The organism is Paenibacillus sp. J22P277, assembly GCF_059383675.1.
This window is the reverse complement of record NZ_JBXENS010000001.1, coordinates 417,400-440,274: the sequence shown is the minus strand read 5'-3', so window position 1 is coordinate 440,274 and position 22,875 is coordinate 417,400. Positions and strand designations below refer to the sequence as shown.

Below are 22,875 nucleotides of genomic sequence, written 5' to 3'. Positions count from 1 at the left end.
TAATCGGCTCGACGCATTGTGACATTCTTTCTTGATTCATCGTCGTATAATGTCCGTGATATCAATACACCATCTTTCAAAAAGTGGGGAATTTTTTTCATGGACAAGCATAGCTATCATTTACTAGAGCGTCTGCGCGGGCAGATGGTATCCGCCGCAATGGGAAAGGGATCCTTCTTGAATCGCGACGTCCTGCTGCTCAGCCAGACGCTCGACCAGCTGATCGTGAAAGCGCAGCGGGAAAAAAAGCGGAATCCGGGATCGGCTCAAGGCTGAACGCCTCGAAACACGCATCCTGGTCAAAACAGTGGAGGTCATCAGACTTGCGAGCGGTCGACATTATCCATAAGAAACGAAACGGCGGCGCATTGACGAACGAAGAGCTGTCGTTTCTTATAACAGGCTATAGCCGCGGGGAAATTCCGGACTATCAAATGTCCGCCTGGGCGATGGCCGTTTTTTTTCAAGGCATGAGCGCGGAAGAAACCGCCTCTCTGACGACGGCGATGGCCGAATCCGGCGATCAGGTCGATTTGTCCCCGATCCGTGGCATTAAAGTGGACAAGCACAGCACGGGAGGCGTCGGCGACAAGACGAGCCTCATCATCGGGCCGCTCGTCGCCTCCTGCGGCGTTCCCGTCGCCAAGATGTCCGGCAGAGGACTCGGCCACACCGGCGGCACGATCGACAAGATGGAATCGATGCCAGGTTTCCGGACGGAGCTGACGCGCGAGGATTTCATCGCGCAGGTGAACGGCATCGGCGTCGCCATCATCGGCCAGAGCGGCAACATGGCGCCGGCCGACAAGAAGCTTTACGCGCTGCGGGACGTGACCGCGACGGTGGAATCCATCCCGCTCATCGCGAGCTCCGTCATGAGCAAGAAGATCGCGGCCGGCGCGGATGCCATCGTGCTGGACGTGAAGACCGGCAGCGGCGCCTTCATGAAGACGCTGGAAGACTCCGAGAAGCTCGCGCGGGCGATGGTCGAGATCGGCACGCAGGTCGGCCGGCGGACGGCGGCGCTCATCAGCGACATGGATCAGCCGCTCGGCTTCGCCATCGGCAACGCGCTGGAGGTCCGCGAAGCGATCGAGACGCTGCATGGCCGCGGACCGGACGATCTGACGGCGCTATGCATCGCGCTGGCCTCGCACATGGTCGTTCTCGGCGGACAAGCCGCCGATCTGGAGGCAGCGGAAGCGCTGCTGCGCGAGAAGCTGCGCTCCGGCGAAGCGCTGGCCAAGTTCAAGCAGTTCGTGGCCGCCCAAGGGGCCGATCCCGCGGTCGGGGACGACCCGTCCCTGCTGCCCCAAGCGCCGCTGCTCGTGGAAGTGCCCGCTCCGAAGAGCGGCTGCGTGCACGCCATCCAGGCGGAGGAGCTTGGCCTGGCGGCCATGCTGCTCGGCGCGGGCCGGGAGACGAAGGACTCCGTCATCGACCATGCGGTCGGGATCACGCTGCAGCGCAAGGTCGGCGAGAACGTCCGCGAGGGCGAGACGCTCGCGCTGCTCCACGTGCGGGAAGACAACGCCGCCGTTCGGACCGTGCTGAAGCGGGTCCAGGAGGCGTACGCCATCGGCGAAGAGCAGCTCGCGCCGTCCCCGCTGCTGTTGTCCATCGTGACGGAACAAGGCGTGACGCGTCTTTAACAAAGGTCGTTCCAGACCGCTCGAAAGGCATCCGGTTTTTATCGGGTGCCTTTCTTTTTTTACTGGAAGAATTGGAATATTTTACTCCTGAACGGTGCACACTAGGAATGAGATTTTAGCCGTTTTGCGGACTTGCTTTGCCGCGGGCACCACTCAGGAGGAGAACTTCGATGAAAAACAACTTGAAACAGCTCGTCGTCGCCGGATTGACGATGATATTAGCGCTTTCCGTACCTGTATCTGCCTGGGCGGAGGAGAAGGGGCAAGCCTCGCAAGGCGCCGGCACGGCCGATTTGGCGCCGTCCGCGCGGTCGTCCATTCTGATGGACGCGGACAGCGGAACGATCATTTACGAGAAGAACAGCCATGCGAAGCTGCCGCCGGCAAGCATTACGAAGGTCATGACGATGCTGCTCATCATGGAAGCGATCGACGAAGGACGCATCAAACTGACGGACAAAGTACCGACGAGCGAGTATGCCGCCTCGATGGGCGGATCGCAGATTTTTCTGGAGCCGGGCGAGCAAATGACCGTCGACGAGATGCTGAAGGGCATCGCGATGGCGTCGGGCAACGACGCCTCGGTCGCCATGGCGGAGAAGATCGCCGGCACGGAGTCGGCTTTCGTCGACATGATGAATAAGCGCGCGGCGGAACTCGGGCTCAAGAATACCCATTTCGCCAATTGCAACGGCCTTCCCGCGGCGGAGCATTACTCGTCCGCGCATGACATCGCCGTCATGTCGAGAGAGCTGCTGAAGCATAGCGAGATCACGAAATATACCGGCGTGTACCAGGATTACCTGCGCAAATCGAGCGAGAAGCCGTTCTGGCTCGTCAACACGAACAAGCTGGTCCGGTTCTATACGGGCGCGGACGGGCTGAAGACCGGCTTCACGAGCGAAGCGAAGTTCTGCCTGACGGCTACGGCGCACAGGGACAACCTGCGCGTGATCGCCGTCGTCATGGGCGAGCCGAACACGAAGACGCGCAACGCCGAGGTGTCACAGATGCTCGACTACTCGTTCGCCCAATACATGAATCACACGATCTTCAAGAAAGGCGACGCGATGGGCAGCGTGAAGGTCGAGAAGGGCATGATGCCCGAACTGACGCTGACCGCGAAGCATTCCTACAGCGTGCTGTTGAAGAAAGGCAGCTCCGTGAAGGATATCCGTTACGAGCTTAAGCTGAACCCGCTGAAAGCGCCCGTGACAATCAATCAGCCGATCGGCAAGCTGGTCGTGTTCCAAGGCGATCAGGTCTTGACGGAATTCGCCGTCGACGCGCCGGCATCCATCGAGCGCGCGGGCTGGTGGACCTTGTTCAAGCGCTCCATGGGCAGCCTGTTCGGCTAAGCTTGCCCGAACGCGGCGCAATCCGCGTCCCGCGGCGCGCAATTTGTCTGGCTTTAGCGCTCTGCTTCTAGTTTTGTCGGGGGGCAGGAAACGAAGGCCGCGGCGTAGAATCCTCCTTCAACACGAAAGCGATCGCCGGGCAAGAGGTTCGGGATTGGCTCGTGCTCCGCAAATTTGAGCATAGGAGTGAACGAGAGGATGAGCTTGCAGGTCGAGTTGGAGCATTACCGAAACGTGCTTATCGTCAGGCTGCGCGGCGAGCTGGATCATCACACCGCCGATGTCGTCCGGTTCAAAATGGAGGAAGCGATTCTTCGCGGCAACAGCGACCACGTCATTCTCAGCCTGAAGGAGCTGCTGTTCATGGACAGCTCCGGTCTCGGCGTCATTCTCGGCCGCTACAAGCAGCTGAAGGCGCGAGGCGGGAAAATGGTCGTGTGCGACGTGAACCAGAGCGTTTACCGGCTGTTCGAATTGTCGGGCTTGTTCAAAATATTGCCGATTCACGATAACGAGCGGCTTGCGCTCACGAGTCTGGAGGTCGTTTCATGAACGAGAGAAATGAGATGACACTTACCTTCTCCGCCAGGTCGGAGAACGAGGCGTTCGCCCGCGTCGCGGTCGCGGCGTTCGTCTCGCAGCTGGATCCGACGCTCGAGGAGCTGAACGATCTGAAGACGGCGATCTCCGAAGCGGTCACCAACGCGATCATTCACGGCTACGACGGCGATCCGAACGGCAAGGTCACGATCGAAGGCCTGATCGAAGGCGACGTCGTGCGGCTGATCGTGAAGGACAACGGCAGCGGCATCGAAGATCTCGATCTTGCCCGCCAGCCGCTGTACACCTCCAAGCCGGAGATGGAACGTTCCGGCATGGGCTTTACGATCATGGAGAACTTCATGGATGGCTTCGACGTATCGAGCGAGCCGGGCAACGGGACAGCCATCGCGATGACGAAGCGCATTGAATCGAAAAAAGCGCTTTTCAATTAGGCGCATAGGGGTTGGACCGCATGGATGTCGATATGAAACAAACGGCGCAGCCTTATTTGGATGATTCCGAGGTGAAGCGGCTGATCGCCTTGAGCCAAGCCGGGGACACGCTTGCGCGCGATACGTTGGTGCAGTGCAACATTCGTCTCGTCTGGTCCGTCGTCCAGCGTTTCATGGGACGCGGCTACGAGCCGGAGGACTTGTTCCAAATCGGCTGCATCGGCCTGCTGAAGTCGGTCGATAAGTTCGATCTGTCCTACGAGGTCAAATTCTCCACCTATGCGGTGCCGATGATCATCGGCGAGATTCAGCGCTTTCTCCGCGACGACGGCACGCTCAAGGTCAGCCGCTCCCTGAAGGAAACGGCCAACAAGGTGCGCAAGACGAAGGACGAACTGTCGAAGGTGCTGGGACGCCTGCCGACGATCAAGGAGGTCGCCGAACGGCTCGGGATCACCCCCGAGGACGTCGTGTTCGCGCAGGAAGCGAACAAGCCGCCGACCTCCATTCACGAGACGGTCTTCGAGAACGACGGCGATCCCATCACGCTGATGGATCAGATCGCGGACGATTCGCAGGAGCGCTGGTTCGACAAGCTCGCGCTGAACGAAGCGATCGGCGGGCTGTCGGAACGCGAGCGCCTCATCGTCTTCCTCCGCTACTACCGCGACCAGACGCAGTCGGAGGTGGCCGCCCGCCTCGGCATCTCCCAGGTCCAGGTATCGCGGCTGGAGAAAAAGATTTTGCAGCTCATCCGCGACCAGATCGCGCAATGAGCGCGACATGCGCGCGCTAGCAAAAGGCCGATTGCCCGACCGGGGCAATTGGCTTTTTTTGCTTTGTTTGCTCTGATTATCCTACGTCTCCTTATCTCATACTAACAGGGAGATCATGACGATAAGGAGGAGTGCGCGATGAATCCCGACATGCCGCCAAGCGTGTATCTGCGCCTGCGCAAGCGGATCGGCATCCGGCCCGAGGGCATCGTAACGCTCGGGCAGGCCGCCCGTTTGTTCGCGAGCGATCCCGCGCTCGAAGCGAGGCTGGAATCGCTCGCGCTGCACCGTCATTCGTTGAAGGACGGCAACCGCGTCGTAATCGACCTGCTGCAGATCGTCCGCTTGATCCGGGAGGAAGCGCCGGGAGCCGTCATCGACGCCTACGGCGATCCGCAGGTGCTCGTCATCGTCGCCGACGCGCCGCGGGAGCCGCGCAAAATCGTGCTGTTCGTCACGTGGCTGCTGCTGTTCTTCGGATCCGGGCTCGCGATCATGAACTTCCATACCGACGTCAACATGAAGGACGTGCACGAACGGATCACGGAGCTCGTCACCGGCAAGAAAACGGAGCATCCGCTATGGTTTCAGGTGCCGTATTCCCTCGGCATCGGAATCGGCATGCTCGTTTTTTTCAACCATTTGTTCCGGAAACGGTTCAACGAGGAGCCCAATCCGCTTGAAGTGGAGCTTTATATGTACGAGGAGAACGTCAACGCCTACGTCATCGCCGACGAGATGCGCAAGAAGAACGAGCCGGGCGAAGCCGCCGCCGCGCATCCGAAGCGGGACCGTCCCGAAACGGGGATAGACGATGGCTAACATCGCGGCCGGGTCGTTTTTGGCGCTGCTGGGCTTTGCGGGCGGCTTGGGCGTCGGCAGCGCGCTGGCGGCGCTTCTCATCGTACTGGATATCATTCCCAGGCTCGCGCAGCTGGCCTTTGCGTACCGCAAGTCCATCTGGTTCGAGACGGCCGTCGTCGGCGGCGCGGTGTTCTGGTCGCTGGCGGATTTCCTCGAGTGGCGGCTGTGGCTGCCGAAGATCGCGGCCATGATCGTCATCGGCACGTTCGACGGCATCTTCGTGGGCATGCTCGGCGCCGCGCTGACGGAGGTAATGAACGTGCTGCCGATCTTGGCGAAGCGGGTCAGGCTCAGCCGCTATCTCGTCACGCTCGTGGTCGCCATGGTCATCGGCAAAGTGACGGGCTCGTTGTTCGATTGGCTAGTGTTTCAATACATGGACCCGTAGTAGCAGGGGACGATGACGAAGAAAGAGGGGCTATAGATGCGAGATAACGAAGGCGGCAAAGAACGGGGCTCCACGGAGTTCAAGAAGCCGGTTCATGTATTCTGGCACGGGAACGAGGAGGACTTCAAGGCTGAAGTCGAGGAGGACGAAGGCGATACGGGCGAAATAAGGACGAATGCGCGGGAAGCAAGTTCGATTGCATCGGACGCAGGCGAAATCGATGGCTCGGAGGATCGGGTGGAAAGCGATGCCGTATCGGAGCACGCTGAAGCTGCCGACATATCTGCTGTAAACGGATCGCGATCGGCGGCCGCAGCGGTTTCAAAGGGCGAGGAGGCCGAGACGGGTTCGGCGGATCATGCGGCGCCTGGTCCCGGTACCGGGCACCGTCCGATCATCGGCCACCGTAAGCAGGGGGCGGAGGAGCACAAGCCCGCTCCGATTCCGGATACGCTGGAAGGCTTCAAGGACAGGCTGGAGGAAGAGATCGGCTACAAGACCAGCTTCGACATCGTCCTGCGCGAGATGACGTTCGGCGACAGGCGCGTGGCGCTGTTTTTCTTCAACGGCTTCGCCAAGGACACGATTCTGACCGAGGTGCTGAAACGGCTGACCTATCTGGACGCGGAGGATTTCCACTCTGCGTCGTTCCATGATTTTTTCCGGCTGTACGTCCCGGCGATCCAGGTCGTGGAGGAAGAGAACTGGGATAATATGATGACGAACGTGCTCTCCGGCGGCACGGCGATGTACGTGGAAGGCGAAGCCAAGGTGCTCCTGATCGACGCCAAGGCTTTCCCGGGCCGCAACCCCGAGGAACCCACGCTCGAACGGGTCGTCCGGGGCGCGCGCGACGGATTCGTGGAGACGATGCTCGTCAACGTTACCCTCGTGCGGCGGCGGCTGCGCGACAAGCATCTCCGGTACGAGATCCTGAGGGTCGGGGAGCGTACGCAGACGGATGTCTGCATCGCGTACATCGACGATATCGTCGACAGGGAGATGCTGGAATCCATCCGCGACAAAATCAAAGAGGTCAAGATCGACGGCCTGCCGCTGGCCGACAAGCAGCTGGAGGAAGCGACGGTGAAGCGGGGCTGGAATCCGTTTCCGCTCGTCCGTTATTCAGAGCGGCCCGATACCGTCGCCGTCCACCTCATGGAAGGCAATATCGCCGTCTTCGTGGATACGACGCCGAGCGTCATGATATTGCCGACGACCTACTTCGACCTGCTGCAGCATGCGGAGGAGAACCGCCAAACGCCGTTCATCGGCACCTACCTGCGGTGGGTGCGGTTCATCGGGATGGCCGCGTCGCTGTTTCTGCTGCCGCTCTGGTTCCTCTTTACGCTGAAGCCGGAGCTGAAGCCGCCGGCGCTCGACTTCATCGGCGCGCAGAAAGCCGGCCGCCTGCCGATGGTCGCCCAGTTCCTGATCGCCGAGATCGGGGTCGACCTGCTGCGCATGGCGGCCATCCATACGCCGACGCCGCTCGCGACCGCGATGTCGCTGATCGCCGCCATCCTGATCGGCGATATCGCGGTGAAGACCGGGCTGTTCGTGAACGAGGTCGTGCTGTACATGGCGGTCGCGGCCATCGGCATGTTCGCGACGCCGAGCTACGAGCTTGGCTTGGCCAACCGGATCATTCGGCTCGTCCTCATCGTCGCGGTCGCTTCGTTCAAGGTGGAGGGGTTCGTGATCGCGACGACCGCCTTCTTCATCCTGCTCTGCATGGAGCGGTCGTTCAACCGTCCCTACATGTGGCCGCTCATTCCGTTCGATCTGAAGGGCATGCTGAGCATTCTCCTGCGGACGCCGGTCCTGCAGAACCGCAAGCGCCCGAACTACCTGAAGCCGCAGCAGCGGGACAGAATGCCGAACGGCAGGGAATCGCGCTAGCACCTTCGCGAAAAATGCAAATGAAATGTGGAATTATCCATTTCGGCGGGGAACCGAATGCGCTATACTGATGTTAAATGGTGCAAACAACACGATTGGGAAATTTTTGATGGAGAAAGCGGAGGGGAAACGGATGTACTTACACGGTACCAGCAAAGTTAACTCGCAAGGACATTTGGAAATCGGAGGCGTCGACACGACGGAATTGGCGAAGCAGTTCGGCACGCCGCTATACATCGTGGACGAGGCGCTCGTGCGCCAGAGAGCCCGCGAATACGTGGAATCTTTCCGCGCGTCCGGCTTGAAATTCCAAGTCGCTTACGCGAGCAAAGCGTTCAGCGTCATGGCGATGTGCTCCATCGCGGAACAAGAAGGCCTGTCGCTCGACGTCGTATCCGACGGCGAACTTTACACGGCGCTGAAAGCCGGCTTTCCGGCTGCGCGCATTCATTTCCACGGCAACAACAAGACGCCGGACGAGATCAACATGGCACTCGACGCCAACATCGGCTGCTTCGTCGTCGACAATTTCAACGAGCTGTATCTGCTGAACGCCCTCGCGGCCGACAAAGGCAAGCGGGTCAACATCCTGCTGCGCATCACGCCGGGGGTAGAAGCGCATACGCATGATTATATTTCCACGGGTCAAACCGACTCCAAATTCGGCTTCGACCTCGGTAACGGCACGGCGTACAAGGCGATCCAAGAAGCGTCCGCACAACCGAACCTGGAATTGCTCGGCGTCCACTCCCACATCGGCTCGCAAATCTTCGAAGTCGAAGGCTTCGCGATGGCGGCCGCCAAGGTGGCTGGCTTCGCCATGCAAGTCAAGAACGAGCTGGACGTGACGTTCCGCGTCATCAACCTCGGCGGAGGCTTCGGCATCCGGTACGTGGAAGGCGACACGCCGCTTCCGATCGCGCAATACGTGAAAGCCATCACGGATGCGATCAAATCGAATTTCTCCGCGGCCGGCTATCCGCTGCCCGAGATCTGGGTCGAACCGGGCCGCAGCATGGTCGGCGACGCCGGCACGACGCTGTACACCGTCGGGACAAGCAAAGACATTCCGGGCGTGCGCAAATACATCGCGGTCGACGGCGGCATGACGGACAACCCCCGCCCGGCTTTGTACGAATCCAGATACGAGGCGGTACTGGCCAACCGCGCGAACGACGCGCTCGAAGAAACCGTTACCGTGGCGGGCAAATGCTGCGAAAGCGGCGATAAACTCATCATCGATTTGGAGCTTCCGAAAGCCAGCAGCGGCGACCTGCTTGCCGTCTTCTGCACGGGCGCGTACAATTATGCCATGGCGAGCAATTACAACCGCATCCGCCGGCCGGCCGTCGTCTTCGTCAAGGACGGCGCGGCGGACGTCGCCGTCAAACGGGAATCGCTCGACGATATCGTCGGCAATGACGTCATTCCGGCGCGGTTGCAGACATCCGCCGTTAAATAACAGTTTCGGCAGGAGGCAGTTTACTGCTGCTGAAATTTGACAAGCAGATTGCCATAGAGGAAAATGAAGAGGTCAAACGAGGGCTGGAGAAAGCAAAAGCTCTGGTCATCGAATTTAGTAAAAGTGATGGTGGCTAAGATGAAAAAGGGCAAGATCACGCTTGAAAACGGTGCAGAGGTTCTAATCGACTTCCTGCCGGAAGAAGCACCAAACACGGTAGCAAACTTCGAAAAGCTGGCCACTCAAGGCTTCTACAATGGTCTTAAATTCCATCGCATCATCCCGGGTTTCGTTGCCCAAGGTGGAGATCCCAACGGAAACGGCACTGGTGGACCCGGGTACACGATCGACTGTGAGACTGCAACGAACACCACTAAGCATGGCAGAGGCGTCCTGTCTATGGCCCACGCTGGTAAAAATACAGGTGGCTCGCAGTTCTTCATCGTGTACCAGCCACAACCGCACTTGGACAAGGTGCATACGGTGTTTGGCAAAGTAACGCAAGGCATGGAGCATGTTGACGCTTTGCAACAAGGCGACAAGATGAAAGAAGTTACGGTCTGGGAAGAGTAGTCATAAAGGGGTACCCGACGGGGTACCGTTTTTTTGTTGCCTAAAATATGTCCCAGAAGATGTCGATGCGCTTCAAGGCCGCGACAAGATGGAGAAAGTCGAAATCGTCGAAGTTTAATATGCGAGCGCGTAAGGCGGAGTGATCCGTCTGCCGCGTTTTTTGTTGGAGCGGCGGCCCTTGGGAGCGCATTCGACATTTATTCCAATGAAACAGGTTGCATTTTCGAAGATGAAGTGGTAACATTTCCACAAACGTATTTACGATTTTCCTTCGGGGTAGGAATAACTTCCTTCAACTAAGAAAATCGCCAATTCCCCTTACGTATCAAGGGTTTTGGCGATTTTCTTTTTGCGTTTTTATGGCTTTGGTAGGGCGTTTGGTAGGAAATCAAAAATAATAAGGGGGTGATCATCGATCATCAAACATCACTCTAGAAGCTCGTCCAATGCTTTGACAGCATCCTCCTGCATGTTTGGCAGCATATGCGAGTAGGTGTCTAAGGTAATGGAGATGGAGGCATGTCCGAGCAATTCTTGAACGACTTTCGGGTGAGTTCCGGTGCTGAGCAGCAGCGACGCGCATGTATGCCGGAGATCGTGAAAACGAATCTCGCGCATTCCTGTCTTCTTCAAAATTAACTTCCAAAACTTGTTGAAATTCCCCAGGCTGACCGGATTCCCATCTGGTTGGCACAGGACAAGGTCGAGCTTCTTGTAGTTATCTTGCGCTTGTGCGAGGAGTTCCGGATCATCCTTATACCGTTCTTGCGCTCCCCATCGTTCTTGAATGCATAATGCTCGGTGCTTCTTCAGTTCATTCATAACGTGCGGGGAGATGGTGATCGAACGTTCGGCATTTGTATTCTTGCCGCCGTCCTTTATTCTGCGCCGCGGCTTGAGTGTCTGCGTGATTCTTATTTGCGAATTCTCGAGATCGACATCTTTCCATCGAAGCCCTAATATTTCACCTCTTCGCATGCCGGTGTAAATCGCAAGCACGAACATTATTTTCTGCCTATGCTCAAGCTTGCTGAAAAATTGCTTAACCTCATCTTTCGACCAGAAGTCCACCTTGGCTTTACTTGCCTTCGGCTTCGAACTCTTATCCATCAAATCAAATGGGTTCTTCGTGATCATCTCTTCGAGCATGGCCGTCGTGAAACATGTCTGAACAAGGTTGAACATTTTCTTAACTGTGCCGGCACCCAACGTCTTATCTTTGCCTTTGACCACTGTGCTCTGCAATGTTTTAAGCAGATCCTTGAGATCCGCAACGGTGACCTTCTGCAAAGGGATGTGGCCGATCGCGGGGATGATGTGGTTGTCCAGATGTCCTTTGTTCGTTTCACGAGTTTCCGGGGAGATATCCTGTTTGTGTTCCAGCCAGTCCGTTATGAATTCTCCGAAGGATAGTTTCGAAGGATCGATATGCAGGCCGCTATCCCATTTTACCCGAGCAAGACGCTCAGCTTCTCTGGCTGCTGTCTTACCAGTGAATCCGCGCTTCTTTATAGTTTTCCGCTTACCGTTTTTGTCTTGAACCTCAAACGCGTAATAGTAGTGCGTTTTGCCGCTTTTCATGTACTCATAGATCGGCAACCTTAATCTCCTCCTCTACATGCGAGATGATTTGATTAGGCTGTACTTTAAAATAAGCACAGAGCTTATCAATAACCTCCAGTGACACGTTCTCGCCTTTTTCGAATTTTGCTAATGTGGATGGTCCTATCCCAATCGTTTTTTTTAAGTCAGTCTTCTTCATGTCATTTTCCACCAGCAGATGAAATAAGGGCTTATAAGTAAATGGCATGTGCGAATATCTCTCCTCATGCTTGATATATCCTTATAGTAAAACTAAAAATACAGATAGTCAAATTTATTGTTTGACAATTGATATTATTAGTGATACTTTAAGTACAGGAAATCAAACATCTGGGGGGAGATGGTAAAAATGCTTGGGTTGGAATGGGATCTGACGTTGATCTCGGATTCGTTTGCAAAGCTGGTCGAGCAAGAGGTGGAATCGTGGCTGGAACGAAATACGTCTGAACGCAGAAGAACAGAGTATACCATTCTGAAGTCTGAGCTTTATTGTAATGTCCCATTCGAGACGGCACGTGGTATTCAACTTGGAGGTACTACATCTTTGCGAATTGGAATTGGTCGGAAGCATATTTATCAAGTGATGGAATTTACGAAGTATCATGATTCGGGACGTGAACGACTCACGTCTTCGATCGATCTTTCAGCTGCCAGTGCTGCCATCGATTTCTCTCGTTCTTAAAAAATGCGTTTTTTTGTCCCCCGAAAGCCACCTATAAGTGTAAGGAGCTGTGATGTACCAATCATCACCCCTTCACGCCGTCATCAGACGGGCATAACCAATGGTTCTACGACCGGAACGTATGTTCCGGGTGTAATTGGAGCCGGAAGCCCTGTTCCGCACTCCCTGGTGGGCACCAGTAGAAAGGTGGGGTGAGCTTCATCTCATCCTGAATGACAGCTTGCGGACACCTAATTCAAGCGGCACACAGAGGGGGAATACCCCGGAGCTTTAAAGGTGTGCGTTTAGCGGCCCATCCCGGGCACGGCGCATTCGCGGTAGGCGCATCGATATAAATTACCGCTCAACGAGCCTGCCTCTGCGGTTACGGTCAAGTTTCACTTGGTCCAGTAGAGGTGGGCAACCATGAATTAATAATTAAAACAAATTCAAACGAATCGTCGAATGGTACAGTTAGGAAAATAAATAGGGGATGGGGAAAACTTTTATGGGAAAGCCGAAGTTTTCGATCATCACAGTGTGTTTCAATAACTACGCTGGACTAGTCTCTACATACACGAACGTCATCAATCAGCAGCACTGTGATTTTGAATGGATTGTTGTCGATGGTGGTTCAGAGGATGAAACAGTATCGTTTCTGGAGTCTTTAGCCGATCCGAGAATCGCCTGGACGTCGGAGAGGGACAAAGGGATCTATGATGCGATGAACAAAGGCATTGAACGCGTGACCGGGGAGTATGTTATTTTCCTCAATGCCGGCGACGTGCTCGCCGGACAATTTCTGCTCAATACCATTTCTCGATTGTTCACGGATGAACACGCCATTTTTTATGGCGATGCTTATGAAGAGAGCGAAACAGGCGAGTTGTATTACAAACACGCGCGCTCTCATACGAAGTACTGGTACGGCATGTTCACACATCATCAGGCGATCATTTATCGGACGAGCGTCCTGAAAAATTATCGTTATGTCCTAGAGTACACGATCGGAGCGGACTACGCGCTAACGGCTAACATTATCAGGCATGGATATGGCGCTTTGTATCTTGATATGCCGGTCTGTATATTCGAGCGAGGCGGAACATCGTTCGTGCATCAAAAGCGGGGGAAGAGGGAGCAGGACATTATTCGCAAAGTCGAACTCCATTTTCCCTGGTATAAGCGTCGAGTGATCAGCGCCGTTCAGAGTATCGTTGCGATTGTACGAAACTCCTTCCCTTCGTTGTATGCGCGCCTCCGGTTCCAGAAAGAGCAGGGCTTGAATGATTTACCACAGAGTTCCTTGTCAAAGCAGGTTTATAATGATGTTGGGTGATGAAAATGTTTGTATCTCCAATGTTATTGCAATATGCGGCCGGCAATCAGCCATTCGACAAGGAACATCACGTCGCAGAGCTGAAGCTTGACGGCATCCGGTTGATCGTTTCGACGATGGACGGGCTGCGGCTTTACACGCGGCACGAGAACGACGTCACGAATAAATTTCCTGAGCTGCATAATTCTCCGCTTCCGCCGGGTACCATATTGGACGGCGAGCTCATCGTTACTGATCATCATGGCAAACCAGACTTCGAGGCGATGATGAGCCGCTTTCAATCACGAGGCAGCCGTGTGCGGGCAACCTTCTGTGCCTTCGATATCATCCGGTACAAGGGCATCGACGTCACCGGCCTGCCGCTGTCCAGGCGCAAGGAGTTGCTGGACGAGGCGTTCACGGAGACGGAGCGTTACACGAAAGTCATGCCGGCGAAGGGCAGCGCAATTCAATACTTTGACACGGTCAGCACGCACGGGCTGGAAGGCGTCGTGATCAAGGATCTCCGCTCGCGGTACACGGTCGGCACGCGATCGTGGTCCTGGCAAAAGGTCATCAATTGGACGCGGGCCGAGGTCTTCATTACCGGCATTCGGCGCGAGCAGCTCGGCTGGCTTACATCCGTGCTGGAAGAGGACGGCCGGATCCGTCCGGCGGGGATCATCGAGTTCGGGATTAACGAGGACCACAAGCGGGCGCTGCGGAGTGTGCAAAGCCAACTCGTTTACAAGGAAGACCGATTCGCGGTACACTTCAAGCCTCTGATCCGCGCGCGGGTCAAAACGCGGAACTGGACCCGCAACGGCATGCTGCGGTCTCCGGTGTTCGAAGAATTCATCCTATAGCACTTATTCCTGGGAGCGTCCATTGCGGGCGCTCTTTTCGTATACACTCCGATCCTGGGGCTTGGCATTGCCCTTTCCACCCTCCCTCTGGTCCGTGACTGCAGCGGATAAGGTTCGGATCGCAGACGCACCGCGACGAGCGTCAATAATCGTCGCACCTTAATCGATGCTGCCGAGTTGGTGGCGGAAGAGAGACGATAAAATCCCGCGTTACGCTGTGGTACGGGTTACGATTACAACGCCCGCATACAGCTCCGGACGGAACTCCTTAGACCTAATGCGAGGAAAAAATCAATTCATGGGAGAGTGGCCCATGACCACATCGGCATCATCGATTAGCGTAAATTTACCTCTTGCATAACGAACGGGTGTTCGGGTTATAATGAGACCATACGTTCGCATCGGAGGGAAGGCACATGACAATCGATCGGTATGTTGGCCGCGTCGTGAACATCGTCTACATCGACAAGAAAGGCCAGATCACCCAGCGCAAGATCGAGATCAAGGCGGTGGTCGACGGGCATATCCGGGCGCACTGCTTCAAATCGAAAGGGCCGCGGGTGTTCGCGGTCGAGAATGTCTTGGCGTTCGAGTTGGTGAATAGACATGCAGCCGGATAGAGTGAAGGCGATGATAACAAACGAGGAGCGCGAGATGCTGAGGGACAACATCATTCTTCTGATGATGCTCGATATGATCGACTATAACCGGAAGCAGTTGGAGGGCTCGTTCAACACCCTCAAGCCGCTCTTCCTGATGGCGACGGACCGGCTGATTGACCTGATCAATGCCGATATCATTGCGATAAAGAAGCAGTTCCGGTTTGCGAAAATCAAATGGTGGGAGCACGGGATGAGCGAGGAAAATTTCATCCTGTCATATCGGTACGTATGCCGCGGGTATGAGGACACATTCGGGATGACGCGCGACGTTGCAAAGACGCAGCTATCGATTAAGTTCGGGGAGTATTTCGCGCGGGTCATGTCCCGCTCCGCCGGTGGTTCAGGAAGTGATGCTTCGCGTACAGTCTGACGACCGTACGCTGCGATGCAGATCCTCGTGGGTATCGCTCCGGCACCGTGCTGGCGCACCGTGCCTGCGGGGGCGGATTCATGACGAAAGCCGCCTTACCGGACATAGAACCGGCAGGCGGCTTTCGTGTAGTACATACCATTAATTTTGATTTCGAACTCGTCAAGCTTCTCGATCGGGCCGCCGTAGTCGGCGATTTCGCCGTCATCGTACTTCACCATGATCGGCAGCTGCATGAGCTTCGCGCGCTTCAGTTCGCTTTCGAGGTAGAGCTCTTGGCCGACGCTGAACATAAGAATCGCCTCCTATTGACACTATTCGTCACCACAGAAGGAATTTCCTTCCTTTTGGCGAATAAGAATGAAATCGAATTAGGAGGGGTGGCACTTGGTTTGGAATAAGTCAGGATACCACAGTAAATTTACAAAGCAACAAATGGGTTTTATGGATGATGCTCAAAAAAGAAATGAGGCTTCCAAAAAAGCCACAACGGAGAAGCAAGAAGATGGAATACTGGATAAAGTCATTGAATTGCTTGGGGGAAGAAAGACTAGTTTAACTCTTCAGGAGATTTCTCATGGAATTGGCGAGCCAAATGAAATCGAGGTACTTAAGGTTTTAAATGCAAAGAAGAAAAGATTCGACCTTGTTGTACGTCCGCTTGATGGATCTACTGAATCAAGTGTGAGTTACACTTTAAGATAAAATTTTAGAGGTGGTTACTTTATGTTTATTCGTTCTCAAAATGGAGCGGTTATTCACTTTGTGAAGAGCATCACCATTGAAGAAATCCCGAGTAGCGGAGAATGGGCGATTCTTGCTGACGGCAATCATGTGGCATCTCTCCCAAGCAGAGGAGCGGCGCTGCGTGAGATGGATAAAATCAGCGAGTACATCAAAGAAAAGTATTCAGTATTGTATGATTTTCAGGAAGTATCGAAGTTCGAATATTAATAAATAAGCACTCCTTCGGGGGTGCTTTTTATTTTGTAAAAGGAGCTGAGAGCGTGGCACAAACATCCATGATCTACGTAGGCCCGTCGCTTCCCAGTCTCGGCTTGCTGCAGAACACGGTCTTCCGCGGCGCGCTATCGGATGCGGTCCAGGAGATAGCCGAGACCCAACCGAAGGTGATGGTCCTGGTGGTGCCGGTCGAAAATGTCATACGAGCAATCGACGCGGCCAAGACGCCGGGGACGCCGGAGTATGACGCTTACGAAGCGATGGAGAAGCTTCAGTTTCAACAAAATGGTGGCATCGTGTTCCCGCCGATCGACTACCCGGATTTGCCGGAATGGCTGACCGACGAGCTCGGCTGGGTGAACATCGCTACGCTTGGCGCGAAAGGCAATTATAACGGCGTTGCGTTTCTGGCCAAGGACAACACGGACATCATCATGCGAGCTATCGAGAAAGCAGATTCGCAAAATGGCGTGTTATACATTCCTCGTGGCCGTTTCATGGCGCGCGGCGAGCTGAAGCTGCCTAACATCGTCCGGCCGAATACGGCCGGCACTCAGGGCAGCGGGTTCCAGATTCTCGGCGCTGGGATGTACGATAGCGGGATCATCTATACAGGGAACAAGTACGGAATCTCGTCGGATCACGAGTATGCGGACGCGGTCATCTTCAAGGACTTCTACATGCATCACGCGAACGGCGGCGGCATCCACCTCCCGCAAGGCGCGCATCAAGTCTTCGAACGCTTCTCGTCGAGTGCCTGCGCGGAAGGCAAAGCGGGCGTTTACATCGAGGGCAATCAGATGAACGGCCAATCGCAGACGGGTTACGGCTCCTACATCCTGCACATGGAGGATTGCCGGTTCTGGAGCGAGACTGGTTACCGCGGCACCGGGGTTCGGTTGGAGGACTTGCTGCTATGCGCGGAGATTGAATCGTGTTTCTTCTCGAACAAGAACACGAATGGCGCGCACCTGGAACTGATTCGAGTTCATGGGGCCAATATTACGAGCACCGCATTCGAGCGGCGCGAGAACAATGATCACCGCGACGGGCTGGTTCTTATTTCGGAGAGCGTCGGGGTCAACATGGTGAATTGCCACGTTGAACCGTTTTTCGAGACTTTCATCGACATCAAGAAGCATAGCTCCAACATTTTGATTGACGGCATCCGGCACGACATGTACGGGATCGAACCGTACCTCACGCAGCATGGCTTTATCGTCCGGGTGGATCCGGAATCGACCGAGTCTCGGAATATCCGGGTCACGAGGTACGAGATTATCCAGGCGGACCACGAGGACGCACCGACAGGCAACGTTATCTCCGACCCGGTCGGCTGCGTGATCGTGGACGATTTCATCGACCTGACTGATTTCAAAAACCTGAACTGGACGCACGAGCGCCGGTTCGTCACCCGGCTCGGCCAGAACGCGGCCAATATCATCATCAACCCCGCGCTGCGCTCGGCGACCGTCGACGGCCTTCCGCCGAAGTGGACGACCGAGAACGGCAATTGGTCTTTTGAACAGGTCTCCGGGTACCGCACGAGCTGCCGCGTCAGGCAGACACTGCCGGATACCGTCGGGACGCAATACCGGCTGAAATTCAACACTTCGGAGGATCTGGACAAATATCCGTACTATACGCTGATTCTTCACGCCATCAATCACCGGGGCGTCGCGAATCAGCTTCTTTTTGTCGACGTGGGCGTTGACGGAACGGAGCCGCAGCCGTTCTATATCCCGTCCGCGGAGGAGCCATTCACCTTGTTCATGAAGGTGCCGGCCAAGCACCGCAGCGAGCATTGGCTCGTGACGTACGAGGAATTGGACCTCGAGATCCTCTCGATCCAGATGCTGCCGTACAACTCGCCGCATATGGTCTACGGCTCCGACGGCTATGCAGGCTCTTACGTGAACATCGGCCGGCGCTGGTCGTACGCGGCCGCGCCGCCGGATTACGATCCGGAAGGACCGTCGATGCCGTGGGAGTCGAGCGAGATCCTGTGGAACTACGATGTAGGAATGGGTGATCCAATATGCTGGGTGTTCGTCCCTGGCGTCGGGTTCAAACCTGTAGGTATCGTCGGGGGCGACGGCGGTATCGAAGGTGAATTCAACGTCCGGTTCTCTGGCGTATTCGGGGACGGGGTCGCCAATGAAACGGCGGCCATGCAGCAGCTGCTGGACCAGATAGGCACGCGGAAAGTAACACTTCTGTTTCCTGAAGGGTCTTATCGCGTCGAGGCGCCGATCACCTTCCCCGAGAACGTTACGATACGGTTTATGCGCGGCGCGTCGATTCACCGGTTGGCGACCATCACGCTGAACTGCCATATAGAAGCCGGGCCTTATCAAATCTTCACAGGGACCGTGGCGCTCGCCGGCAAGCCGCTGTTTGATGTGGTCTATCCGCAATGGTTCGGCGCGGTATCGGACATAACAAAGGATTCGACGGCAGCCTTCCAGGCAGCGGTGAATCTTGCGCAATTGGTCGGAGGGACGGTGAAGGCGCCGGCGGGTGACTTCCGGATAGAAGGTTCAGTAACCGCGGTGTCCGCCGTCTCCATTGTCGGTACGCGGGGTACGGCGCTGCATCATTACCCGCCGGATGACAGCACGGACATGCTGATCATTCAGGGGCTGAACTCGGGGATGAATTACATCTCTGATCTGAAACTGAAGGGGCGCCAGAACGGGCATACCTTGGGTCGGCACTTGCTGGTCGTTAAAAAGGGCGATTATGTGATTTTAGAGAGAATTGCTTGCGAGACTCCGAAGGGAAACGGATATTTCTTCGCATCGACCAGCTCCTTCTTCTGGATTGAGAATTTGGAGCTCACAAATTGCAAAGTTGACGGCGCAGGTCAAGATGGATTCGCCTTCTATATCAACGATGGCGGGTCGAATAAATTCATCAACACAGTGACAATGGATAACTGTGAATCGCGCTTGTCGACGCGGCACGCGCTTTCGATGATTAACGAAAGCACGGTAAGCAATGCGGCGAAGATGTCCGTTTACGCGTTTAGAAATTGCGAGTTTGCGGCCGCCGCGGGATCGGAGCCGATCGTTAAGATCGCGGGACCATCGACAGGCGGTGTAATTGAAAGCTTATCATTCAAGGGAACTGTCGTTGAAAACACGGAAGGTCAGCGCACCGGCCCCGGAATACAGATCACCGGACGTATGCAAGGGATATTTGAGTTCAATGAGGGTAGTCAGGTGTTCGGCGCAGCCAGCGCAATCATCGGCTATGAAGCGTTCCCTCACTTTGATGTTTATAACATCCAAAGCAGCCAGATCAACCATCTCATATCGCATGTCGGCATAACCAAGCGGCACCGTACCGTGCAGCTGGCGTCGAACGCCGGCGAGGACGTCGCATTCACATTCAACGTGAACGACATCGTCGAAGGCTATGTCATTGATCGATCCGGAAACGTTACTCACACCGCCAAATTCACCATATTTGGCGGTGTTTTTATTAAAGTGATTGACGCGCAGAACGTGACGCTAGCGCTGACAGGCGGCGTGCTGCGGGTGACCAACAACGCCGCCACCACCGTGACGCTCGACGTCCTGCTGCAGCGCGTCATTCGCAACAATTAATTGACCATCAGGAGGTAATCAGGATGACAATGATTTATTTGGGACCATCGATTGACGGGCTTGCTCAGAACGCGACGTTTCGTGGAGAGCAGCCTGCGTATGTTACGCAGTTGATCGCGAAGAAGCCGGACATCGCTACGTTGCTCGTGGACATCACGCAACAACAAGCTGTCTCAGCAGCAATTCACCAATCCGGCACGGCGGAGAACCAAGCGTATAACCGGTTGAGTGCGAACGGGCAGGCGGATGAAGACGATACGATGCCGCCGTTTGAACCGCCGAGTATCTATGACACTCCGACACCATCGAAGCAGCTCAAATCCGACAAGCATACTATCGTCAATCCTGCTGACGGTGTTAACGAAGACGGGTCGATTAATGTGAGGGTTATCGCAGACGAGACGGGCGGCGGTGGCGGCGACGGAACGACGAAGATTTCCAACACCGAAGATGAACCGATCCCGTTTTATGCACCTGATGGTGTCCGAATCTCCAACCCCGGATCAGACCCGGTCTATGTACAGTTCGCAGGCGGCGCTCTCATCGGTATTCCTGCAGAAGCGCTGGAAGTCGATCCACTCGACCCTACAAAGAAGAATGTTCGCATGGCGATCTGGAATCAGGGCGGCGTCATGATCGGCGTGCAAATGCAAGACCACGTACTCGACCCGGGCAAGCCGTTGCCGACCATGCTGGGCACCGACCAGGTGCAGGTCATGACGAGCAGCCTGATCGCGCTCAACGCGACCGTGAAAGGCTCGATTATTGATCTGTTTAACCCGACGCTCGGGTACAACAACATTGCCGCCGTCGCAGCCTTCCCCACAGCGAACAAGAGTTTGACGTACGAATACGGCCTGGAGTGGGGCTTCACATCCGGACTGGGGCGCTACATCACGGAATCCGTGAAGGTAGTCTCCACCGCTACGAATATCGACTCGACGGTGCGGACCATCCCGCCATATGCGCGGTATGTACGGCCATGGGTGAAGTATACGGGCGGTTCAGGTGGAGCGTCTGAGAGCTTTGATTTATACCTGACGTACCAAAGGAGGTAGTAACCATGACGTTGCTTAAAAGTCCGCTACCGAAATTGAAGAAAGAAACGCCGCTCGCCTTCCTGCGGCGCTGGGGCGGCACACGCCGTTACTTCATTCTCGGATGTTCCATTACCGCGGGCAGCGGGGCGAACGTCGACCCGAACCTGGCGTGGGCGGTCCAGGTCCCCAGCGCTTTAGCGAAGTTGGGCGGGATTTCTGGCTTCACGGGATCAAAAAGCGGCTGGGCCGGGTACAATATGGGGCAACTCATATCCGATAATAAGGTCGACCTGATTCCGTCCGACACGGCGCTCGCCATCTTGGAATGCTGCATCTTGAACGAGCATGGTGGCGGTCGCGTCATCGAAACGCAGACCATTCCGAACCTGGCGACGATCATCCAAGCATGGCGGACGAAGTGCCCGAACGCCATGATAGTCGTCGTCGGCTCGTACCCGCGGATTGCTGCGCAGACGGGCGGCATCGTGGACTACGCGAACACGATCGGCAAATTCCAATCCGACTACAACACCGCGATCAAGAACTGGTGCGCAGCGGCTGGCATCCGGTTCATCGACGTCTATGCGGACACGCCGATCCAAATGGCGAAGTTTCCGAATCTCAAGAACGAGACGAACCCACCGACGGCTGAGGGCGTGTTCTTCGATATCACGCACGCGAATGAAGTCCTGTATACGATCATGTCGAATTCCGCCATGAACGAAATCGTCGGCACAAGCCGCTTCTATTTCTAAGAAAAAGCGTCCTCGGGCGAAAACTTCGCGATCCGGCGAGCAGCTGCCGTGAACGTTTAAAGATTTTCGCCCGAAACGGCGCTTTACAGCTTTTGACCGCGGTTCGTATAATGATCTTGTCCTTCTCTCTTCGAAGTTTCGTTAGAACGTACGCTTTTAAGATCTTAAAGAGCGCAGCGCAGAAATGCACCAGCGTAGCGCCTCGTGCATGCTTTACGGGGTGGGGTTTAAAACACCGCCTGTGTAACTAAGTACGTAGAATGGGAGATGCCAATTATGAAGCAATGGCTGCGCGCATGGATTCGTAAGAAATATGAAGAAAAGAAACTTGAAATGATGTTCTTCTTTCCTTTTTAGAAGAGTAAGTGAGATAGGACAATGGAACAATTCATTGACTAGGAGGATTCGCTTTGGACGAGCTGACACGTATTCAACGCGTTGTCGAAGCAGGGCAACTTCAGTGGTTTCAACTGCAGGATGTTAAATTCCTCCTGGCTGAGCTGGAGAGAGAAAAAAAGAAACATAGCGATACAATCTACGAGCTTACCGTTACTCAATTAAAACTTGAGAACGCATCGAAGTTAATCCAATCGTATGAGCAAGATGGCAAGTGAAGGTCGCTCTTAATTGAGCGGCTTTTTTATTGCCCATTTATTTGAATACAAGGAGACGATGAACAATGAAACAATCCGAACTGGTAGCAGGCAAGGCATATACGAATGGCTCGACAGGCAAGTGGAATCAGGAACGCACGATCACGAAGATCGACGGCAGCCTCGTCTCGTACGAAGTAACAGCAGGCCGCGATCCCTCACGGACGAGCAGCATGACGAAAGCAGGCTTCGCTCAATGGGCTAAGAAAGAGGCATGATAATGCGGTATCGTGTCGAATCCATGTTGAATCGTCTTGATATCATGTCGACAAATGTCGAAAAAATGAAAGCCGAAGGTACTTTGACGCTTCTTTCGACAAGCGGGTGCGCGTGAGCCCGAAATAGGGCTAGATTAATTTTCAAAAAATCACTTTCGCTTTCGCTTGGGTCAGCCCAGGACGAGGGCT

General features: G+C 55.2%; 26 protein-coding genes. 23 read left to right on the top strand and 3 right to left on the bottom strand.

Annotated elements, in window-relative coordinates:
• Positions 1-99 precede the first annotated feature (99 nt).
• The 11 genes from AC50YL_RS02320 (at position 100) to AC50YL_RS02270 (ending at position 9,970) form a co-directional block, all read left to right on the top strand.
• A complete protein-coding gene (locus tag AC50YL_RS02320) occupies positions 100-276 on the top strand; it encodes an aspartyl-phosphate phosphatase Spo0E family protein (protein WP_161740672.1) in 177 nt (58 codons plus the stop codon).
• A 47-nt stretch (positions 277-323) separates the two neighbouring features.
• Positions 324-1,652, top strand: coding sequence for a pyrimidine-nucleoside phosphorylase (locus AC50YL_RS02315; RefSeq protein WP_494828998.1), 1,329 nt, complete (start codon positions 324-326; stop codon positions 1,650-1,652).
• Between the two features lie 170 nt (positions 1,653-1,822).
• Complete coding sequence (locus AC50YL_RS02310; protein WP_494828996.1) at positions 1,823-3,010, top strand: D-alanyl-D-alanine carboxypeptidase family protein; 1,188 nt, start codon at positions 1,823-1,825, stop codon at positions 3,008-3,010.
• A 198-nt stretch (positions 3,011-3,208) separates the two neighbouring features.
• On the top strand, positions 3,209-3,562 hold the full coding sequence (gene spoIIAA, locus AC50YL_RS02305) for an anti-sigma F factor antagonist (protein WP_161740666.1): 354 nt from the start codon (positions 3,209-3,211) through the stop codon (positions 3,560-3,562).
• Entirely contained in the window at positions 3,559-4,005 is a 447-nt protein-coding gene (gene spoIIAB, locus AC50YL_RS02300) for an anti-sigma F factor (protein ID WP_494828994.1), read from the top strand. Before spoIIAA ends, spoIIAB begins: the two co-directional genes overlap by 4 nt.
• Before the next feature lie 20 nt (positions 4,006-4,025).
• On the top strand, positions 4,026-4,781 hold the full coding sequence (gene sigF / locus AC50YL_RS02295) for an RNA polymerase sporulation sigma factor SigF (protein ID WP_161740662.1): 756 nt from the start codon (positions 4,026-4,028) through the stop codon (positions 4,779-4,781).
• 138 nt (positions 4,782-4,919) lie between these two features.
• The gene (locus tag AC50YL_RS02290) at positions 4,920-5,603 is read left to right on the top strand and encodes a stage V sporulation protein AA (RefSeq protein WP_494828993.1); all 684 of its coding nucleotides are present in this window, start codon (positions 4,920-4,922) and stop codon (positions 5,601-5,603) included.
• Positions 5,596-6,033 (top strand): stage V sporulation protein AB, encoded by a 438-nt coding sequence (locus AC50YL_RS02285; protein WP_494828992.1) that lies wholly within the window; start codon positions 5,596-5,598, stop codon positions 6,031-6,033. The genes AC50YL_RS02290 and AC50YL_RS02285 overlap by 8 nt, the downstream gene beginning before the upstream one ends.
• Before the next feature lie 36 nt (positions 6,034-6,069).
• Positions 6,070-7,935 (top strand): spore germination protein, encoded by a 1,866-nt coding sequence (locus AC50YL_RS02280; protein ID WP_494828991.1) that lies wholly within the window; start codon positions 6,070-6,072, stop codon positions 7,933-7,935.
• 133 nt (positions 7,936-8,068) lie between these two features.
• Positions 8,069-9,397 (top strand): diaminopimelate decarboxylase, encoded by a 1,329-nt coding sequence (lysA, locus tag AC50YL_RS02275; RefSeq protein WP_494828989.1) that lies wholly within the window; start codon positions 8,069-8,071, stop codon positions 9,395-9,397.
• Positions 9,398-9,535: 138 nt separating this feature from the next.
• On the top strand, positions 9,536-9,970 hold the full coding sequence (locus tag AC50YL_RS02270) for a peptidylprolyl isomerase (protein WP_494828988.1): 435 nt from the start codon (positions 9,536-9,538) through the stop codon (positions 9,968-9,970).
• Between the two features lie 426 nt (positions 9,971-10,396).
• Here the strand turns inward: AC50YL_RS02270 and AC50YL_RS02265 are convergent, their stop codons facing one another.
• Positions 10,397-11,569 (bottom strand): site-specific integrase, encoded by a 1,173-nt coding sequence (locus AC50YL_RS02265; protein ID WP_494828987.1) that lies wholly within the window; start codon positions 11,567-11,569, stop codon positions 10,397-10,399.
• Entirely contained in the window at positions 11,556-11,780 is a 225-nt protein-coding gene (locus tag AC50YL_RS02260) for a helix-turn-helix domain-containing protein (RefSeq protein ID WP_494828986.1), read from the bottom strand. The genes AC50YL_RS02265 and AC50YL_RS02260 overlap by 14 nt, the downstream gene beginning before the upstream one ends.
• 141 nt (positions 11,781-11,921) lie before the next feature.
• On the opposite strand from AC50YL_RS02260, the gene AC50YL_RS02255 reads away from it, so the two are divergent.
• From AC50YL_RS02255 to AC50YL_RS02235, 5 genes are all read left to right on the top strand, one after another.
• Positions 11,922-12,254, top strand: a complete 333-nt coding sequence (locus AC50YL_RS02255; RefSeq protein WP_494828984.1) for a hypothetical protein — start codon at positions 11,922-11,924, stop codon at positions 12,252-12,254.
• Positions 12,255-12,741: 487 nt separating this feature from the next.
• Complete coding sequence (locus AC50YL_RS02250; RefSeq protein WP_494828982.1) at positions 12,742-13,569, top strand: glycosyltransferase family 2 protein; 828 nt, start codon at positions 12,742-12,744, stop codon at positions 13,567-13,569.
• Positions 13,570-13,589: 20 nt separating this feature from the next.
• A complete protein-coding gene (locus AC50YL_RS02245) occupies positions 13,590-14,414 on the top strand; it encodes an ATP-dependent DNA ligase (RefSeq protein ID WP_494828980.1) in 825 nt (274 codons plus the stop codon).
• Between the two features lie 416 nt (positions 14,415-14,830).
• The gene (locus tag AC50YL_RS02240; protein WP_494828978.1) at positions 14,831-15,034 is read left to right on the top strand and encodes a hypothetical protein; all 204 of its coding nucleotides are present in this window, start codon (positions 14,831-14,833) and stop codon (positions 15,032-15,034) included.
• A 10-nt stretch (positions 15,035-15,044) separates the two neighbouring features.
• Positions 15,045-15,446, top strand: coding sequence for a YhjD family protein (locus AC50YL_RS02235; RefSeq protein WP_494828976.1), 402 nt, complete (start codon positions 15,045-15,047; stop codon positions 15,444-15,446).
• Positions 15,447-15,541: 95 nt separating this feature from the next.
• On the opposite strand, the gene AC50YL_RS02230 is transcribed toward AC50YL_RS02235, so the two are convergent.
• On the bottom strand, positions 15,542-15,739 hold the full coding sequence (locus tag AC50YL_RS02230; protein WP_494828974.1) for a hypothetical protein: 198 nt from the start codon (positions 15,737-15,739) through the stop codon (positions 15,542-15,544).
• Positions 15,740-15,833: 94 nt separating this feature from the next.
• Here AC50YL_RS02230 and AC50YL_RS02225 point away from each other — a divergent pair, with 94 nt between their 5' ends.
• The 7 genes from AC50YL_RS02225 (at position 15,834) to AC50YL_RS02195 (ending at position 22,686) form a co-directional block, all read left to right on the top strand.
• Positions 15,834-16,151 carry a hypothetical protein gene (locus AC50YL_RS02225; RefSeq protein ID WP_494828972.1) on the top strand — a complete coding sequence of 106 codons (318 nt, stop codon included), beginning with the start codon at positions 15,834-15,836 and terminating at the stop codon, positions 16,149-16,151.
• Between the two features lie 21 nt (positions 16,152-16,172).
• Entirely contained in the window at positions 16,173-16,400 is a 228-nt protein-coding gene (locus AC50YL_RS02220; protein WP_494828970.1) for a hypothetical protein, read from the top strand.
• A 53-nt stretch (positions 16,401-16,453) separates the two neighbouring features.
• The gene (locus tag AC50YL_RS02215) at positions 16,454-20,020 is read left to right on the top strand and encodes a glycosyl hydrolase family 28-related protein (RefSeq protein WP_494828968.1); all 3,567 of its coding nucleotides are present in this window, start codon (positions 16,454-16,456) and stop codon (positions 20,018-20,020) included.
• Between the two features lie 23 nt (positions 20,021-20,043).
• Positions 20,044-21,078, top strand: a complete 1,035-nt coding sequence (locus tag AC50YL_RS02210; protein WP_494828966.1) for a hypothetical protein — start codon at positions 20,044-20,046, stop codon at positions 21,076-21,078.
• 5 nt (positions 21,079-21,083) lie between these two features.
• The gene (locus AC50YL_RS02205) at positions 21,084-21,815 is read left to right on the top strand and encodes an SGNH/GDSL hydrolase family protein (RefSeq protein WP_494828964.1); all 732 of its coding nucleotides are present in this window, start codon (positions 21,084-21,086) and stop codon (positions 21,813-21,815) included.
• A gap of 410 nt (positions 21,816-22,225) precedes the next feature.
• Positions 22,226-22,429, top strand: coding sequence for a hypothetical protein (locus tag AC50YL_RS02200; RefSeq protein WP_494828962.1), 204 nt, complete (start codon positions 22,226-22,228; stop codon positions 22,427-22,429).
• Positions 22,430-22,494: 65 nt separating this feature from the next.
• Positions 22,495-22,686 carry a hypothetical protein gene (locus AC50YL_RS02195; protein ID WP_494828960.1) on the top strand — a complete coding sequence of 64 codons (192 nt, stop codon included), beginning with the start codon at positions 22,495-22,497 and terminating at the stop codon, positions 22,684-22,686.
• Positions 22,687-22,875: the final 189 nt, after the last annotated feature.

Bases quoted from the DNA above. Each gene is read 5' to 3' on its own strand.
- AC50YL_RS02320 (WP_161740672.1), top strand. From the start codon at position 100: ATGGACAAGCATAGCTATCATTTACTAGAGCGTCTGCGCGGGCAGATG.
- AC50YL_RS02310 (WP_494828996.1), top strand. From the start codon at position 1,823: ATGAAAAACAACTTGAAACAGCTCGTCGTCGCCGGATTGACGATGATA.
- spoIIAA (WP_161740666.1), top strand. From the start codon at position 3,209: ATGAGCTTGCAGGTCGAGTTGGAGCATTACCGAAACGTGCTTATCGTC.
- spoIIAB (WP_494828994.1), top strand. From the start codon at position 3,559: ATGAACGAGAGAAATGAGATGACACTTACCTTCTCCGCCAGGTCGGAG.
- sigF (WP_161740662.1), top strand. From the start codon at position 4,026: ATGGATGTCGATATGAAACAAACGGCGCAGCCTTATTTGGATGATTCC.
- AC50YL_RS02290 (WP_494828993.1), top strand. From the start codon at position 4,920: ATGAATCCCGACATGCCGCCAAGCGTGTATCTGCGCCTGCGCAAGCGG.
- AC50YL_RS02285 (WP_494828992.1), top strand. From the start codon at position 5,596: ATGGCTAACATCGCGGCCGGGTCGTTTTTGGCGCTGCTGGGCTTTGCG.
- AC50YL_RS02280 (WP_494828991.1), top strand. From the start codon at position 6,070: ATGCGAGATAACGAAGGCGGCAAAGAACGGGGCTCCACGGAGTTCAAG.
- lysA (WP_494828989.1), top strand. From the start codon at position 8,069: ATGTACTTACACGGTACCAGCAAAGTTAACTCGCAAGGACATTTGGAA.
- AC50YL_RS02270 (WP_494828988.1), top strand. From the start codon at position 9,536: ATGAAAAAGGGCAAGATCACGCTTGAAAACGGTGCAGAGGTTCTAATC.
- AC50YL_RS02260 (WP_494828986.1), bottom strand. From the start codon at position 11,780: ATGCCATTTACTTATAAGCCCTTATTTCATCTGCTGGTGGAAAATGAC.
- AC50YL_RS02255 (WP_494828984.1), top strand. From the start codon at position 11,922: ATGCTTGGGTTGGAATGGGATCTGACGTTGATCTCGGATTCGTTTGCA.
- AC50YL_RS02250 (WP_494828982.1), top strand. From the start codon at position 12,742: ATGGGAAAGCCGAAGTTTTCGATCATCACAGTGTGTTTCAATAACTAC.
- AC50YL_RS02245 (WP_494828980.1), top strand. From the start codon at position 13,590: ATGTTATTGCAATATGCGGCCGGCAATCAGCCATTCGACAAGGAACAT.
- AC50YL_RS02240 (WP_494828978.1), top strand. From the start codon at position 14,831: ATGACAATCGATCGGTATGTTGGCCGCGTCGTGAACATCGTCTACATC.
- AC50YL_RS02235 (WP_494828976.1), top strand. From the start codon at position 15,045: ATGATAACAAACGAGGAGCGCGAGATGCTGAGGGACAACATCATTCTT.
- AC50YL_RS02230 (WP_494828974.1), bottom strand. From the start codon at position 15,739: ATGTTCAGCGTCGGCCAAGAGCTCTACCTCGAAAGCGAACTGAAGCGC.
- AC50YL_RS02220 (WP_494828970.1), top strand. From the start codon at position 16,173: ATGTTTATTCGTTCTCAAAATGGAGCGGTTATTCACTTTGTGAAGAGC.
- AC50YL_RS02210 (WP_494828966.1), top strand. From the start codon at position 20,044: ATGACAATGATTTATTTGGGACCATCGATTGACGGGCTTGCTCAGAAC.
- AC50YL_RS02205 (WP_494828964.1), top strand. From the start codon at position 21,084: ATGACGTTGCTTAAAAGTCCGCTACCGAAATTGAAGAAAGAAACGCCG.
- AC50YL_RS02195 (WP_494828960.1), top strand. From the start codon at position 22,495: ATGAAACAATCCGAACTGGTAGCAGGCAAGGCATATACGAATGGCTCG.